The 15,740-nt window shown below is 66.2% G+C and carries 15 protein-coding genes; 5 read left to right on the top strand and 10 right to left on the bottom strand.

Annotated elements, in window-relative coordinates:
• Positions 1–206: 206 nt before the first annotated feature.
• On the bottom strand, positions 207–485 hold the full coding sequence (locus ACIBCN_RS38215) for a hypothetical protein (RefSeq protein WP_364736101.1): 279 nt from the start codon (positions 483–485) through the stop codon (positions 207–209).
• 506 nt (positions 486–991) lie between these two features.
• Between ACIBCN_RS38215 and ACIBCN_RS38210 the strand changes: the two genes are divergently transcribed.
• Complete coding sequence (locus ACIBCN_RS38210) at positions 992–1,819, top strand: SAM-dependent methyltransferase (RefSeq protein ID WP_396996981.1); 828 nt, start codon at positions 992–994, stop codon at positions 1,817–1,819.
• A gap of 54 nt (positions 1,820–1,873) precedes the next feature.
• Here ACIBCN_RS38210 and ACIBCN_RS38205 read toward each other — a convergent pair whose 3' ends face one another.
• A complete protein-coding gene (locus tag ACIBCN_RS38205; protein ID WP_396996980.1) occupies positions 1,874–2,893 on the bottom strand; it encodes an NADP-dependent oxidoreductase in 1,020 nt (339 codons plus the stop codon).
• A 360-nt stretch (positions 2,894–3,253) separates the two neighbouring features.
• On the opposite strand from ACIBCN_RS38205, the gene ACIBCN_RS38200 reads away from it, so the two are divergent.
• Positions 3,254–3,982, top strand: a complete 729-nt coding sequence (locus ACIBCN_RS38200; RefSeq protein ID WP_396996978.1) for an LGFP repeat-containing protein — start codon at positions 3,254–3,256, stop codon at positions 3,980–3,982.
• A 94-nt stretch (positions 3,983–4,076) separates the two neighbouring features.
• Complete coding sequence (locus ACIBCN_RS38195; protein ID WP_396996977.1) at positions 4,077–4,817, top strand: LGFP repeat-containing protein; 741 nt, start codon at positions 4,077–4,079, stop codon at positions 4,815–4,817.
• A gap of 15 nt (positions 4,818–4,832) precedes the next feature.
• Here ACIBCN_RS38195 and ACIBCN_RS38190 read toward each other — a convergent pair whose 3' ends face one another.
• Genes ACIBCN_RS38190 through ACIBCN_RS38165 form a run of 6 tightly spaced genes read right to left on the bottom strand, consistent with a single transcriptional unit; the run spans position 4,833 to position 11,629 of the window.
• Positions 4,833–5,885 (bottom strand): N-acetylglucosamine kinase, encoded by a 1,053-nt coding sequence (locus ACIBCN_RS38190; protein ID WP_396996976.1) that lies wholly within the window; start codon positions 5,883–5,885, stop codon positions 4,833–4,835.
• Between the two features lie 44 nt (positions 5,886–5,929).
• Positions 5,930–7,213 carry a 6-phospho-beta-glucosidase gene (locus tag ACIBCN_RS38185; RefSeq protein ID WP_396996975.1) on the bottom strand — a complete coding sequence of 428 codons (1,284 nt, stop codon included), beginning with the start codon at positions 7,211–7,213 and terminating at the stop codon, positions 5,930–5,932.
• Positions 7,213–8,103: a carbohydrate ABC transporter permease gene (locus ACIBCN_RS38180; protein ID WP_396996974.1), complete on the bottom strand. Its 891-nt coding sequence runs from the start codon at positions 8,101–8,103 to the stop codon at positions 7,213–7,215. The genes ACIBCN_RS38185 and ACIBCN_RS38180 overlap by 1 nt, the downstream gene beginning before the upstream one ends.
• 3 nt (positions 8,104–8,106) lie before the next feature.
• Complete coding sequence (locus tag ACIBCN_RS38175; protein ID WP_396996973.1) at positions 8,107–9,063, bottom strand: carbohydrate ABC transporter permease; 957 nt, start codon at positions 9,061–9,063, stop codon at positions 8,107–8,109.
• A 7-nt stretch (positions 9,064–9,070) separates the two neighbouring features.
• Positions 9,071–10,411, bottom strand: coding sequence for an extracellular solute-binding protein (locus ACIBCN_RS38170; protein WP_396996971.1), 1,341 nt, complete (start codon positions 10,409–10,411; stop codon positions 9,071–9,073).
• A 36-nt stretch (positions 10,412–10,447) separates the two neighbouring features.
• Complete coding sequence (locus tag ACIBCN_RS38165) at positions 10,448–11,629, bottom strand: ROK family transcriptional regulator (protein WP_396996969.1); 1,182 nt, start codon at positions 11,627–11,629, stop codon at positions 10,448–10,450.
• Positions 11,630–11,806: 177 nt separating this feature from the next.
• On the opposite strand from ACIBCN_RS38165, the gene ACIBCN_RS38160 reads away from it, so the two are divergent.
• Positions 11,807–12,106 (top strand): hypothetical protein, encoded by a 300-nt coding sequence (locus ACIBCN_RS38160; protein WP_396996968.1) that lies wholly within the window; start codon positions 11,807–11,809, stop codon positions 12,104–12,106.
• Here the strand turns inward: ACIBCN_RS38160 and ACIBCN_RS38155 are convergent, their stop codons facing one another.
• Positions 12,107–13,042: an RDD family protein gene (locus ACIBCN_RS38155; protein WP_396996967.1), complete on the bottom strand. Its 936-nt coding sequence runs from the start codon at positions 13,040–13,042 to the stop codon at positions 12,107–12,109.
• A 584-nt stretch (positions 13,043–13,626) separates the two neighbouring features.
• Between ACIBCN_RS38155 and ACIBCN_RS38150 the strand changes: the two genes are divergently transcribed.
• A complete protein-coding gene (locus ACIBCN_RS38150) occupies positions 13,627–13,950 on the top strand; it encodes an NIPSNAP family protein (RefSeq protein WP_396996965.1) in 324 nt (107 codons plus the stop codon).
• A 6-nt stretch (positions 13,951–13,956) separates the two neighbouring features.
• Here the strand turns inward: ACIBCN_RS38150 and ACIBCN_RS38145 are convergent, their stop codons facing one another.
• Positions 13,957–15,681 (bottom strand): DUF3556 domain-containing protein, encoded by a 1,725-nt coding sequence (locus ACIBCN_RS38145; RefSeq protein ID WP_396996964.1) that lies wholly within the window; start codon positions 15,679–15,681, stop codon positions 13,957–13,959.
• Positions 15,682–15,740: the final 59 nt, after the last annotated feature.

Raw genomic sequence — 15,740 nt, 5'->3', positions numbered from 1 at the left:
CACAATGTATCTGAGACAGTCGTCACACCACAATGTGACGTGCGTCATAGTCGTTTGTAAATGGATTGCTACACAACAACTTTGACCAAGCGACCAATTGTTGGTCCAGCGCCCAAAGCGACTGGGCGCCGATACACCACTGGCACAACCGAACCCGGCTCAACGAGATCGACCTCGCCGAGCCGGCGACAGCAAGTCGTGCTGGATCAGCCGATCACGGAGTTCATGATGGTGCCCGCGCTGGTCGCGACCGCGCCGCCCGCCATCGCGCTGGCGATCATCTTCGGCGATTGCAAACCGCCGCCGTTCCACTTTTCCCAAGCGAACCGGCCGCCGCCGTAAGTAATGGCGGTGATACCCGACAGTTGGACCAGCCAGGTGAAGTAGCGGCCCATTTGCAGCAATTTATCCGCGAGGGGCGGCGCCTCCGGTGTCGGATTGCCGACCTCCGCAAGAACGGTGTCGTGTAGCGCGGCGAGAATCATGCTCACGTTCGTGCTCCTTTTCGCAGGCTGAGGTGGGTCCGGACACGAGCAATCGCGGTGTGTTCGCTAATGACTCGGCTATCGAAGAAATCGCGCCGCCGAAGAATTCGACGACACCGTCGGCACAACGGCGCTAGCTGACGCTGCGGACTCGTGCCATGTCGTCTCCTGCTTTCCGCTCGTCGCCGGAAAAACTCGTGACCTGGGCAATTCAACCCCATCAAGATCACGTATGCCCGCCGACACACCGGACAAACGCCCCAACCTACACCAGGACGACCGACCGGTTTGTTGTAGTGTCGAGGCAATCATGGCGGTGCGCGCGGAAAAGTTCGCCGAATCCGGATGGCCGCCCGAAAACCCTCCCCTATCCGGCTGAATCGCCGCGTGCCGGGCGTTCGCTGGAATATCCTTGGCGAGCAAGTTTCGCAGTAGTAGTCGCCAGCCGTGGGCGACTCGGCGGCTACGGACCCGACTCTCCCGGGCCGCCACAGGAGGGAACCACCATGTCGGACAGTCAGGCACAGACCGCCGCCGCATTACCGACCAAGATCGATACAAGCGTCGCGCACGAGGCACGCGTTTACGATTATTGGCTAGGCGGCAGGGACAACTATCCGGCCGATCGTGCGCTCGGCGACGCCATCGCCACCCATATCCCCGCCATCCGCACCATGGCCCGCGCCAACCGCGCGTTCCTCGGCCGCGCGGTCGACTATCTGACCAGCGAGGCAGGCATCAGCCAGTTCCTCGACATCGGCACCGGCATCCCCACCGCGGGCAACACCCACGAAGTGGCGCAGCGGCTCAATCCGGCGGCCCGCGTGGTCTATGTGGACAACGATCCCATCGTGCTCGCGCACGCCCGCGCCCTGATGTCCAGCAAACCGCAGGGCAAGACCTCGTTCATCCACGCCGACCTGCATGACCCCGCGGGCATCCTGCGCGACGACACCCTCACCGCCACCCTCGACCTCGACCAACCGGTCGCCATCATGCTGGTCGCGATCATGATGTATTTCCGCGACAAGGACGACCCGCACGGCATCATCAAGAACCTGCTCGACGTGGTCCCGTCCGGCAGCTACCTCGTGATCACCCACCCCACCGCCGACTTCGACGAGCACGCCATGTCGCGCGTGGTCGAGTCCGCCGAACACGCGGGCATCACCTTTCATCCGCGCAGCCGCGGCGAAACCGAGGTCCTCTTCGCGGGCACTGAGCTCATCGAGCCGGGCGTCGTTCCCGTGGTCACCTGGCACCCGTCCTCCGACGAAGCCCCCGCCGACCCCGAATCCGCCTGGTACTGGGCGGGAATCGGCCGCAAACCCTGACCGCTGCCGAGGTACCCGCCGCCACGAGGGGTGGCGGCGGGTCGAAAGCTGTTGCTAGTCGGCGACTTTCACGACGACCTTGCCGAAGTTGTGGCCTTCCAGGAGGCCGATGAAGGCTTCGGGGGCGTTGTCGAGGCCCTCGGTGATGTCCTCGAGGTAGTGGACGCGGCCGTCGGCTACCCAGTCGGACATGTCGCGCAGGAAGTCCGGGAAGAGTTCCTCGACGAACTCGGACTGGATGAAGCCGCGGATGGTGAGGCTCTTGATCAGGATGCGGCCGTAGAAGGCGGGGAGATGGTCCGGGCCTTCGGGGTTACCTGCCGCGTTGTAGTTGGCGATGAGGCCGCACACGGGAACGCGGGCGTAGGTGTTGAGCAGGGGGTACACCGCGTCGGCGACGGCGCCCGCGACGTTCTCGAAGTAGACGTCGATGCCGTCGGGCACCGCGGCCTTCAGCTGCTCGGCGAAGTCGGGGGCGCGGTGATCGAGTGCGACGTCGAAGCCGAACTCGTCGAGCAGGGCGGCGCACTTCTTCGGCCCACCCGCGATGCCGACCGCGCGGGCGCCCTTGATCTTGGCGATCTGCCCGACCGCCGAACCGACCGGACCGGTGGCGGCAGCGACCACGACGGTCTCCCCCGCGCGCGGCCGGCCGATCTTCAGCAGACCCGAGTACGCGGTGAACCCGGGCATACCGAGCACACCCAGCGCCGTCGATGCCGGCACTTTGTCGGGATCGAGCTTGCGCAGGCTCGACGCGGACGCGACATCATGCGACTGCCAGCCCGAATAGGCCAGCACCACATCACCTTTCGCGAATCCTGCGTCGCGGGACTCGACCACCTCGGCGACCGTGGCGCCGACCATCACCGCGCCGACCTCCACCGGCTTCGCATACGACTTCGCGGCACTCATCCGGCCACGCATATACGGATCGAGGGACAGATACAACGTTCGCAACTGCACCTGCCCCTCTTCCAGGGGCGGCAACTCGGCCGTTTCGGTGCGGAAGTTCGCCGCGGTGGGCGCACCTTCCGGGCGGGCAGCAAGCACGATTCTCGTCGTCTCGACCATGGATCCGAGCTTAGCCCCGAGATCATCCTCCCCCGCCCGGAAGTCAGTACCCCGGGTGCTGGAAAGAATGGTCGCCGCGCTGGCTGATCCGGCACTACTCGAGTGCGTCGACAACGCCGTGACCAGCGACAACTAACGGCGATAACGATGCGTCCGATAGGCCGGGTGTCGGATGCCACGACAGTAGCTTTCGCGCGTCGAACGAAAGGAGCGCCGAAATCGGTAAGGAAATGTGCGGCGCGCGGCATGCGAGTTTGCTCACTCCGGCATCCGCTGACCTCGCTGCCGATCGGCACCTGGCCGCACCCTGATAGGGCTCCGCTCTGTCTCGTCTACGACCACCTGCATAGGGAGTTTCTCTTGGCACGCCTACGCCGCACCCGCGTCACACTGACGATGACCACCGCCGCGATCGCGGTCCTGCTGACCGCGGGGACCGCGGCCGGACGGCCGATCGGGCCCTTCGATGTCGGCGGGGCGATCGAGGTCGAGTACGACCAGGCCGGCGGGGGCGGCGTCTTCGGCGACCCGGTCAACCCGGAATCCGATGCGGGTCGCGGCGGCAAGTACCAGGCCTTCGAGCGCAACGCCTCCATCTACTGGCACCCGGCCACCGGGGCCCACCAGATCGGTGGCGCCATCCGCGACAAATGGGGCAACCTCGGCTTCGAGAACGGACTGCTCGGCTATCCCGTGACGCGGGAAGAGTCGACACCCTCGAAACCCGGCCGCTACAACCACTTCCAGGGCGGCTCGATCTACTGGTCCCTCGGCACCGCCGCGCATCAGATCGGCGGCGCCATCCGCGACAAGTGGGGCTCCTACGGCTGGGAGAACAGTCCCCTCGGCTTCCCGATCACCGACGAGGCCACCGCCAAGAACAACGGCCGCTACAACCTCTTCGACGACGGTGCCATCTACTGGTCCGGCGCCACCGGCGCGCACGTCATCTGGGGCGCGATCCGCACCACCTGGGAGGCCAGAGCGGGCGTCAACGGCGGCTACGGCTACCCGACCAGCGACGAGTACGACTACCAGAACGGCAAAGCCCAGGACTTCCAGGGCGGCCGCATCACCTGGCAACCCTGACCTGCGCGAGCGCTGGTCGAGCCCACATGCCATCATCGCCTACCAACGCTCCGCCCTGTCTCGTCACCGAATAACGCCTGACTGAGGAGTTCTCTTGGCCCGCCTTCGTACCCACCGCCCGTCCGGCCGCGCCGCGCTGACCACGGCCACCGTCGCGCTCGCGACGCTGCTGACCGCGGGCACCGCGCAAGCCCGGCCGATCGGCCCGTTCGAGGTGGGCGGCGCGATCGAGGTCGAATACGACGCGGCGGGCGGTGGCGGCGTCCTCGGCGACCCGACGGCGCCCGAGTCCGACGCCGCCAACGGCGGCAAGTTCCAGACCTTCGACCGCAATGCCGCGATCTACTGGCACCCCGACACCGGCGCGCACGAGCTCGGTGGCCCGATCCTGGACAAGTGGCGCGGCCTCGGCGCGGAGACCGGCGGGCTGCGCTATCCCGTGACCAGCGAAACGTCCACCCCGGTGAAGGACGGCCGGTTCAGCCACTTCCAGGGCGGCTCGATCTACTGGTCGGTGGGCACCTCGGCGCATCAGGTGAGCGGCGTCATCCGCGACAAGTGGTATGCCCTCGGCGCGGAGAACAGCCCCCTCGGCTTCCCGATCACCGATGAGGCCCCCGCCAAGAACAGCGGCCGCTTCAACCTCTTCAACGACGGCGCGATCTACTGGTCCAAAGCCACTGGCGCACACGCGGTGTGGGGCGCCATCCGGACCAGCTGGGAAGCGCGAGCGGGCGCCGACGGCGTCTACGGCTACCCCACCGGTGACGAATACGACTACGAGAACGGTAAGGCCCAGGACTTCCAGGGCGGCCGAATCACCTGGCGCCCCTGACGAATTCGACCGCGTTCAGGCGGGCTGGCCCATCTCGCTCGGGAACTCGGGCCGGCCGTCGCCTGCGGGCAGTGTGGGGTAGGCGGCGCGGAGGCGTTGGTGGGCGGCGGGGGTCGCGTCGAGGTGGTCCAAGCCAAGCAGCGCGGCCCCGAGAACCGGTGGGGCGACGACTATTCGGGGTTCGGCGAGGGGTGCGGCGGTGGCGAGCCGGGTCTTCACGTTGTCGATCAGGAGCGGTTGGCGGGCCGCGAGGACGCCGCCGCCGAGGATGACCGGGGTGGGCTGATCCAGCAGGTCCAGCTTGCGCAGCACAACGAAGGCCAGGCGGGTGATCTCGTCGGCTTGGCGATCGATCAGGCGCAGCGCGGTCGGGTCGCCCGCCTCCGCGGTGGTGAACAGGACGCGGACCAGTTCGTGCAGTCGGTGCTCGGCCAGCTGACCGAGGTGCATCGCCTCGGCCACCGCGTTGGCACCGGCCAGCCCGAAATACGCGCCGATGGCGGCGGACAGCGCGGTCGGCTCACCACGGCCGTCCTCGGCGCGCGCGGCATGCCACATGGCCTCGGCCGCCATGCCACCACCGCCGCCCCAATCACCGGTCAGTACGCCGAGGGCGGGGAAACGGGCGGTACGGCCGTCCGGCAGCAGGCCGACACAGTTGATCCCGGCGCCGCAGACCACCGCGACGCCGCGCGGACCGTCGGTGCCCGCGCGGAGCAGACCGAAGGTGTCGTTGACGACGCCGACGGTCAGCCCCCACGGCCGCGCCGCGATGGCGGCATGGATCCGCTGTTCCTCGATGGGCAGATCGACATTGGCCATACAGGCACTGACCCGGGTGGTGAGCACCCCGCCGCGGGTGAGACCCGCCTGCCTGGCCACCGCCTCGACCAGCGGGCTCAGCCCCTCGATCGCCTTGCGCGCGCCGGTCTTGTGCGGCTGGTAACCGCCGCCTCGCGCGGCGCCGAGGATGGATCCGTCGCGCGCGACCAGGGCAACATCGGTCTTGCTGTTGCCGGCATCGATGGCGAGCACGCCCGGAACCTGTTCATTCTGTGGGAGTTTCATCAGACGCTTCCCCCGCCAGCAGTTAACGGTGTTTGTCGGCATGATCACGCCCAATCCAGGTAGGCGCGGTTGTGGGCGATCAGCCGGTCGGTCAGCTGCTCGGCCAGTTCGTTCTGGCCGACCAGCGGGTGTGCGAGTAAAGCGTCGAAGACCCGGCTGCGGCCGCCTTCGAGCGCGGCCCGCAACGCGAGTTGCTCGTAGGCGGTGACGTGGGCGATCAGGCCCGCGTAAAGAGGTTCGACCGGGTGTTGCGGAAGTGGACGCACCCCTGCGGCGTCCACCTCCGCGGGCACTTCGATCACGGCGTCATCGGGCAGGAACGGCAGGGTGCCGTTGTTGCGGGTGTTGACCACTTGGACGCTGGCGCCGGTGCCGAGCAGCGCGGCGAGCAGATGCACCGCGGCCTCGGAATAGAAAGCGCCGCCGCGTGTTCCGAGCAAATCCGGCTTGGTATCCAGGGCCGGATCGGCGTACATCGCCAGCAGCTGCCGCTCGATGGCCGCGACTTCGGCGGCGCGGGAACCCTTGGTCGCGAGCTCCTCGACCACCACGTCGTGCTGATAGAAGTAGCGCAGGTAGTACGACGGGACCACGCCGAGGTGCTGGATAAGCGACAGTGGCAGCCGCACATCGGCGGCGATCTCTGCACCGAAGTCGGCGAGGAGCTTGGGTAACGCCTCGTGCCCGGTGCCCGCGCGTGGGTGGTCGAGCACGGTGACCCCGCGCACCCAGGTGAGGTGGTTGAGGCCGACGTGGTCGAGCCGGACCAGCTCCGGCTCGATACCCAAGTGCGCGGCGAACTTTCGCTGGAACCCGATGGCGACGTTGCACAGGCCGACGGCCTGGTGTCCCGCGGATTGCAGTGCGCGGGTGACGATGCCGACCGGGTTGGTGAAGTCGATGATCCAGGCGTCCGGGTTGGCCCGGCGCACCTGCTCGGCGATGTCAAGCACCACCGGAACCGTGCGCAGTGCCTTCGCCAGCCCGCCCGCTCCGGTCGTTTCCTGTCCGACGCAACCACATTCGAGCGGCCAGGTCTCGTCCTCGTTTCGCGCGGCCTGCCCGCCGATCCGCAACTGGAGCAGCACGGCGTCGGCGTCGGCGACCCCGGCCGCGACCGAGGTCGTCGCGGTCACCCGCGCCCCGTGTCTCTGTTTGGCGAAGATCCGGCGGGCCAGCCCCGCGATCAGCTCTACGCGATCCGCGGCCGGATCGACGAGTACCACCTCATCGATCGCCAGACTGTCACGGAGCCGGGCGAATCCGTCGATCAACTCCGGCGTATACGTGGAACCACCACCGACTATGGCTATTTTGAGTGCGCGCATCAGCCTTTGACCCCTGTCAGTGTCACGCCTTCGATGAAGGCTTTCTGTGCGAAGAAGAACAGGATGATCACCGGCGCCATCACCAGCAGGGTGGCGGCCATGGTGAGATTCCAGTTGGTGTGGTGGGCGCTCTTGAACGACTCCAGGCCATAGCTGAGGGTCCAGGCGCCGGGGTTCTCGCTGGCATATATCTGCGGCCCGAAATAGTCGTTCCAGCAATAGAAGAACTGGAACAGCGCGACCGCCGCGATGGCCGGCTTGGCCATCGGCAGCACGATCCGCAGCAGGATGCGCAGTTCGCCGCAGCCGTCGATGCGGGCGGCCTCGAGGTAATCGTTGGGGATGGTCAGCAGGAACTGCCGGAGCAGGAAGATGGAGAAGGCGTCGCCGAAGGCCAGCGGGATGATCAGCGGCCACAGCGAGCCGGTGAGGTGAAACTGCTTGGCCCAGATCAGATACATCGGGATGACGGTCACCTGCGGCGGCAGCATCATCATCGAAACCACAGCCATCAGCGCCAGATTGCGACCGCGGAAGCGAAACTTGGCCAGCGCGTAGGCCACCGGGACGCTGGACAGCAGTGTCAGCGCGGTGCCCGCCACGGCATACACCAGCGTATTGCGCCACCAGGTGAGGAATCCCGGTGTGTCCCAGACCTTTACATAGTTGCCCCAGTGCCATTCGGCGGGCCAGACGTCGGCGGTGAGCGCCTGCCGGTCCGACATCACCGAGGTGAAGAAGACGAAGACGAACGGCATCAGGAACAGCACCGCGGCCGCGAGCGCGAGCGAGTGCGTCGCCACCCAATTCAGTGTGTTCTTCCGGCGCGCACCCCTGGCCTCGATAGTCGGCACGGCGACCGGAACAGGCCGCGTTGTCGTCATGGTCATCGCTTAGTCCTCCTGCAGGAAGCCGGATTTGCGCCGCAGCAGCAATGCGGTGAAGGCCATCGACAGGGCGAACAAGATCACCGCGACGACACACGCGGAGCCGAGATCGAAGCGCTGGAAGCCGAGGTTGTAGACCATCTGCGGCAGCGTCCAGGTGGAACCGTGCGGATAGCCGGCCTCGAACGCCTCCCCCGAGTTGCCCGCCTTGCCGCTGGCCACCTTTCCGGCGACCATCGCCTGGGTGTAGTACTGCATCGTCTGGATCACGCCGGTCACCACCGCGAACAGCACGATGGGCATGATGTTCGGCAGCGTGACGTACCGGAATCGTTGCCAGGGGCCCGCGCCGTCCAACTCGGCCGCCTCGTACTGCTCCCTGGACACGTCCAGCAAGGCCGCCGTGAAGATGACCATCAGGTCGCCGATGCCCCACAGCGCCAGCATGGTCAGCGCCGGCTTCGACCAATCCGGATCGGTGAACCAACCCGGTTGCGGCAGACCGAGATTGCCGAGCAGGTGGTTCACCGGCCCGGTCCCCGGGTTCAGCAGGAAGGCGAAGGCGATCGTGGCCGCCACCGGCGGCGCGAGGAACGGCAGATAGAACACCGTGCGGAAGAACCCGAGCCCGGTCTTGATCTTGGTGACCAGCAGCCCGATGCCGAGCCCGAAGATCACCCGCAGCGACACCATGACCACGACCAGCCACACTGTGTTGCCGAGTCCCTGCCAGAAGAAGGGGTACTTGTCGAGGACGTAGTCCCAGTTCTTCAGGCCGGCGAAGGTCGGCGCGGCGAACCCGTCGTACTTCATGAAGGAGAAGTAGAGGGTGGACAGCAGCGGGTAGGCGAAGAAGAAGCCGAACCCGATCAGCCACGGCGAGAGGAACGCCAGGGTGCGCAGCGTGCCGCGGCGGCGCTTGCGTTTCAGCGCCGCCGGGACGGTCGCGGTCATCGTTGCCATCGCTACATCACTTCGCCTGGACGATCGCCTCGTCGATTTCCTTCGCGGTCGCGGCCAGGCCCGCCGCGAGATCGGTGGTGCCCGCCTCGTAGTCGTAGCCGAAGTTGCGCAGCGAAAGCTGGTACGCGCCACCGTTGATGCTGGACGGCGTGGTCGAGGAGTTCGGGTTCTTCGCGATGTCGATGAAGGTCTTGAAGTTCGGATCGGCCGTCAGTTTCGGCGAATTCAGCGCCTCGATGGTGCTCGGCACGTTGTGGATGGCATTGGCGAAGCTGACCACCGCGTCGGTGTCGGTCGTCAGGTATTTGACCAATTGCCAAGCCGCGGTCTGCTTTTGGCTGGAGTTGGCGATGCCGATGATGGTGCCGGTCTGGTAGCCGCGACCATAGGTGGCCGCCTGATCATCCGGGACCGGGAAGGGCGCGGTGGCCCAGTCGAAACTCACCGGACTCTCCGCGATCGAGGCGGTGCGCCACTCTCCGTCCAAGGACATGGCCACCTGGCCGGTATGGAACGGATTCTTGGCGCTGAACTCCTCGCCGAAGGTCGTGCGGTATTTCTCCAGCTTGTCGTACCCGCCTAGTTTGGCGATCAGATTCTTCTGCCACGCGAACATCGCGGCGACCTTGGGATCGGTCGCGATGTTCGACTTCCCGTCCGCGGCGAAGTAGTCGGCGCCGTACTGAGCCAGGTAGCGGGTGGCGGCGGTCTCGTAACCGTGATAGTTCGGCAGGAAGCCGAGCTGTTTGAAGCTATCCCCCTCGGGAATGCTCAATTTGAGCGCCGCCGCCTCGAATTCACTGAATGTCCTTGGTGGCGAGGCGATTCCGGCCGACGCGAACGCGGTCTTGTTGTAGTACAAGCCATACGAGTCGCCCAGCAACGGCAGCGAACACTGCTTGCCCTGGAACTGGCTGTACTCGAGCATCCCGGCCGGGAACGTCTTGGCGGGGTCGATGCCGTCTTTCCGCATGAACGGCGCGAGGTCGGCCCAGACCTTGGCGGCGCAGAACTTGCCGACATTGTCGGTGGTGAACGAGGACACCACATCCGGAGCGTCCCGGCCGCCGCCGCGCAGCGCCTGTTCGAGCTTGTCGTCGGCGATATTGCCGACCGGCTTGACGTGGATGTTGGGGTGCAGCTTCTCGAACGCGGCGATGTTGTTCTCGATCGCCTGCACCTCGCTGTCCTGACTCCAGCCGTGCCAGAAGGTGATGGTGACGTCTTTGCCGTCGGCGGATCCGTCGTCGCCGCCACTGGAGCTCTGCCCCGTGCAGGCGGTGACGAAGAGCGCGGCAGTCGCGCATGCGGTGAGGGCGGCGAGGGTGCGGCGGGTGGTTCTGCGCATGTGCGGTTCTCCTGGTACTGCTGGGTGTGCGGTGGATCAATGGGTCGAGAACACGGTGTCCCTGGTGGTGGCCAAGGCACGTTCGAGCGCTCCGTGCAGGACCGGCGAGCCCGGCAGGGTGCTGGAGCGCACCTCGGGTCGCGGAAAGGTGAGCTCGGTGAGCGCGTCTTCGACGAGTGCGCGCAGCCGTTCGCCGCCCGCGCTCGGCACGTCACCGGCCAGGATCAGCAGTTCCGGGTCGACCACCGAGACGATCGAGGCCAGTCCGAGGGCCAGGCGGCCGGCGAATTCGGCGAGGAACGCGTCGCCCGCGCCGGGGGTCCGCAGCGCCTCGGCCACCACCCGGGCGGCCGTCGGCGCGGTCAGTCCGTGCCGCTTTGCCAGCGCTAAAACCGCTGGTGCACCGGCCAATTGCTGGAATCCGCCGGAATTCTTCCGGCGCACGTCGTGCACGATGGGCGCACCGGGCAGCGGCATATAGCCGACTTCGCCTGCGCCACTGTGGAAGCCACGGTGCAACCGGCCCGCGATCACGATCGCCGCGCCAACGCCGACGCCGGTCCAGAGCAGCACGAAATCCTCGCAGCCCTGCGCCGCGCCGTGCGCCTGCTCGGCGATGGCGGCGAGGTTGACGTCGTTCTCGATCGACACCGAGCAACCGATGGCCGCCGTCAGCTCGTCGACCAGGTGCGGGGAGTGCCAACCGGGCAGGTGTGTCGCGTACCGCAGCTTGCCGGTGGCCGGGTCGAGCGCACCGCCGATACCGATGACCACCTCGCAGCAGACGCCATCGGCGAGTCCGGCCAGCTCGACGGCCGCACCGACCGCGACGCCCACCCTGGCGGTGGTCTCGGCGGCAGGCCAGCCCTTGGTGGAGACCTCGTGTTCGGCGAGCACGCGACCGGTGATGTCGGCGACGGCGATTCGGATCCTGGAGGCTGTCACATCGAGACCGGCCACATAGCCCGCAGCCGGATTGACTTGGTACAGCTGCGCATTCGGCCCACGGCTGCCCGGCAGGGTACCGACCGAGACGACCAGTCCCGCCGTCTCCAATCGGGAAAGCAGCTGGGAGGCAGTCGGCTTGGACAGGCCGGTGAGCGTGCCGATCTGGGTTCGCGACAGCGGGCCGTTGGCGAGCAACAGCTCCAGCGCGGCGCGATCGTTGATGGCGCGCAGCAGGCTCGGCGTGCCGGCGAGGGTCTGTCGCGTCGTCACCGTGACACCCCTCCCCCACCCAGCGCCGGGTGAACTATTAGGAAAGTTTCCAATTACTTTGAGGAGGGACTTTATGTCCGGTTTGACCGCCTGTCAATCGCTGTCCGCGTGGCGGATACCCAAACGTCATCCGGGCCGACGGCGTGGTTGACCTCAACCAATGCTTAGGAATTAGCGATGTCCGCGACCGGCCAGAACCGAAGCGGCCGCTATGAAGTTTCGCGAAGTAACCATCAGCACAACAGATCTCGATGCGGCGGCCGACCTGTACCGGAGCGACTTCCGGTCACCCTCGAGCACGATCGTGTGACGGTGGATACCGGGTTCGGCAAGCTGGTCTTGACCCGCGGCGCACCGTTCGAGGGCGCGCATCATCTTGCGTTCGGTATTTCCCCAGACGATTTCGATCTTGCGCGGCAGGCCGACGCCGATGACGCACCGCTCGCCCGCATCGCGGCGGCCCGCATCGGCGGGTGATCAGCTACTTGCGCGACGCCGCTTGTCGTATGCCGCACGGAGACTCGCGCCTGCCTTCTTGGCGGTTTGGTGTGCTTGCTGACCACGCTCGGAATTGAGCAGTTGCCTGGCGGCCTCGCCGGTGTGCCGACCAGCGTCCTGCCCTAGCCGACGCAGCTGGGCCGCCTGGGCCGATTCGCGCACCTGCCGGAGTCGGTCGTCCTCGGCAAGCTGTTGTGCCTGTTGCTTCATGGCGTTGGTGACCGCTTGCATTCGCTCGCGGCCGACCTGGGTGCCCCGTTCGATGATCGCCGCGTCTCGCGCGGCCTGCCATGACTTTTGGTAGAGACCCGCGCGAACAACCGTTGTCCCCGCGACGCGGTCGATCATGGTTCGGCCGCCCGCCAGGGGGACCGCGTTGAGCACCAGCGCCGCGACGGCGACAACCCAAAGAATAAGGGACAGAACGAACTTCCCCGCAAGGAGCGCGATACAGGCCCCCGCGTACAGTCCGACATCCACCAGGGTGCTCGCGAATGCCCTACGGGCCGACTGCCACTTGCCGAGGGCGCCTCGCGGATCCGCGAGCGAATGAACTCGGATGTCCAGCAAGAACTTTCCGAGCGTGCGCCCCTGCCAAGACAGGGACGCGAAGTGGTACACGAACACCAGCAACACCAGTGCGACGAACGCCTCGGCGATCAGTAGCAGGATTTCACCGAAGACGTCCCACCCGAACGTCTTTCCCGCGCTGCCCCAGTCTCCGTTCGCGCGGAACAGGTCCCAGCCGCCCGATTCCGCGAGCCCGGGCCAGCCCGAGAGGTAGTCGGCGATCCGGTAGTGCGTGACCGAGCCGAGCAGCGCGGCCACACCGAGAACGAGAGCGAAGTCGATCGCCCACGCGGCGATTCGCCGACCGGCCGGAGCACTATCGGGTGGCGGAACGTGCTCGGCCATCGTGTGCACCTCTTCGCAGTACCGGAGGTCCAGGGTTACCACCCGGCTATCCGGCGGTCCGTTCTTGCCTCTCACAGATTCCTCGCCGTAACGAGGTCACGCCATCGGCCGAACAACCGACACGCGACAGGAATTAAGGGTCGATGGCCGACTTGCCGTCGCCTGCGCGGTCAGCAGTCCACAGCGGGGCCACGACTCGATGATGAAGGGACGCCGAAGAGGTAGGCGGAGAAGAGGTTCAGAGATGCAGCGCCAGATGTGCGCGCTACGCGGATACGCGCGGGGAGGGCGTGGTGCGGACGTCTACGGCAACAGCCCGACGTCGGGGCGCCGGCCGCCGCTGCGCCAAATGCGCGGCCACCACCACACCGTGCGTCGCGATCACGACGGCTGACGCAGTACCGATTCCCACCAGCAGTAAACCCACGACAGATACCGATCCTTCCACTGCACGGTTCCGAGGGCGCCCTGTGCGCCGTCGGGCAGTATGCCCCGGCCCCGGCAACCCAAACGATGTGTGATCCAGAACACATCACCGAGCCACGCGGGCAGCCCGGACCTTTCATGATCGTTAGGCTGACGTGGTGATCACCTGTGTTGTGGAATATGTGATCGATCCCGCGAAGATCGACGCGTTCGAGCGATTCGGCCGCCGATGGATGGAGCTGGTAGATCGGCACGGCGGCACCCATCATGGCTATTTCCTGCCCTCGGAAGGGGCCAGCGACAAGGCCATGGCGCTGTTCAGTTTCGCCAGTCTCAGTGCCTACGAGCAGTACCGAGCACTGTTCGGTGTCGATCCCGACTTCATTGCGGCCGATCGCATCCGGGAAGAGAGCGGATGCGTACTTCGGTACGAGCGCACGTTCATGCGCCCAATGCTCCCGGACGGTGCGGAGCGGACGTAGTTCCGGTCAGGCAGGGGCACGGACGTGCACGGGCACGTCATCGGCCCACGGCTGCCGGGTCACCATGTCCGCGACGTAGACGAAGCCGCGCTCGAATTCGCCCGTGGCGGCGTCGACGAGGCGATACTCCTGCGTCCCCTTGTTGATCGGCTGGGCGTCGAGCAGCACCACACGTACCTCGCCGGGCTCGAACCGGCACCGCTCCTGCATCGCGGCGATGAGCTGCTCGTTGTGCATGTGGCCGTCGCCGAAATTCCAGCCGACCGCGGTACTGCAGATGCGCTCGCCGTCGGTGATGGTGTACTCGTTTTCGCGTCCGGCCGGCATGGCGCGATGCACCAGGGTGAACAGCGCGCGCCCGTGAGTGTTCATGGCGCGGAAGGCATATCCCATGTACATCGGGATCTGCGCGCGGTCCTTGCCATAGAACCGCTCCAGCTGCGCCTGCGGCATGCTGGCGATCGCGACGATGCCGCGGCCGATCTTCGCCGCCGCCGACGGTGTGACACACCACATCGTCGTATCCCAGTTGCCCGCGTAGTAGCGCATGCCCGGCAGGAACGAGATGGCGCGCGGGAACAGATTTCCCGCGATCACGATGCCCGCGATCACGACGAACAGCAGCACCACCAGTGCGGGATTGTGCAGATCGCCGACGCCGAGATCGGCGTGCGCGACGAACAAGACCAGCACGCCGAAGATCATGAAGACGTTCCACTCCAGCGGTACGCCCATCGGCACGGCGGTCAGGATCCCCAGATGGAAGCCGACCATCACGACCGCGGCAATCGACGTCACGACGCCGCCGTGCGAGAAGAACAACACCAGCGGGACCAACATCTCCACGACCGTCGCACCGTGCGCGAACAGGCGAGACAACCGACCCGGCCGCAGATCGTCGGGAAAGTCCTCGAAGAATTTGCGCTTGAGCGACTTTCGGCGGAAGACCGGACTGTTGGACATCATGGTCGAGATCACGAACGGGAAGTGTTTGTTCAGCTTCGACAGGGCCGCGCCCATCCAGATCACCAGGAAAACGCATTTCGCGGCGACAATGGTGTCGACGCCGGTGAACAAGAAGGCGACGACCAGCGGGGCGTAGACCTCGCCGCGCGCCGCCAGGAAGATCACCTTGTCGCGCAGCCCGAGCACCGCGAGCAGGGCGAGAATCGCCATGATCTGCCACACCGGCAGCAGCCCCACCGTTGTAGCCAACTCCGGTATCGGGCCGGTCCCGTTGGCCAGCAACGCGATCACCGTCATCACCAGCAGCGCCGCGTACAGCGCGACATCCAGCACCGACCGATTTGTGCCCTTGGTCAACGGAATACGCCCAGGCCATGGCGGCAGCCGAATGGTCTTGGGCCGCAACCAATACAGGATCGAACCGAACGGCGGGAAGAACTTGTTGTTCAGCGGTCCGAACCCGCAACCGAGCCCGACCACCTCGAACAGCAACGTATACAGCACCACCTTCTGGAAGACGATCGGCTCCGACCACCAGTCACCGACGCTGGTGAATCCATCGATGCCCTTGGTGCACAACACGATCAGCCAGCCGCCGAGCACGTAGAGGCATATCTTGCCGACGTAGAACAGGTGTAGCGCGACCGGCGTCCCGAAGCCCACCTCGGCCCAGTGCCGGGCCATCGGCCGTATTCGCTCGCTCCGAGTGCCCTTGCTCCACTCCGCCATATCGACGACGGGCAGTTCGGGCTCGAGAAACCCCATAGAGCACTCTCCGATTCGACAACACCGAGGCGCCCAGCCTGATCAGGCACCTCATGGTC

Origin of the sequence: Nocardia sp. NPDC051052 (assembly GCF_044456045.1) — a bacterium.
Taxonomy (GTDB): domain Bacteria; phylum Actinomycetota; class Actinomycetes; order Mycobacteriales; family Mycobacteriaceae; genus Nocardia.
Note: the sequence above shows the minus strand (reverse complement) of the source record. Positions and strands in the feature narration are given on the sequence as shown.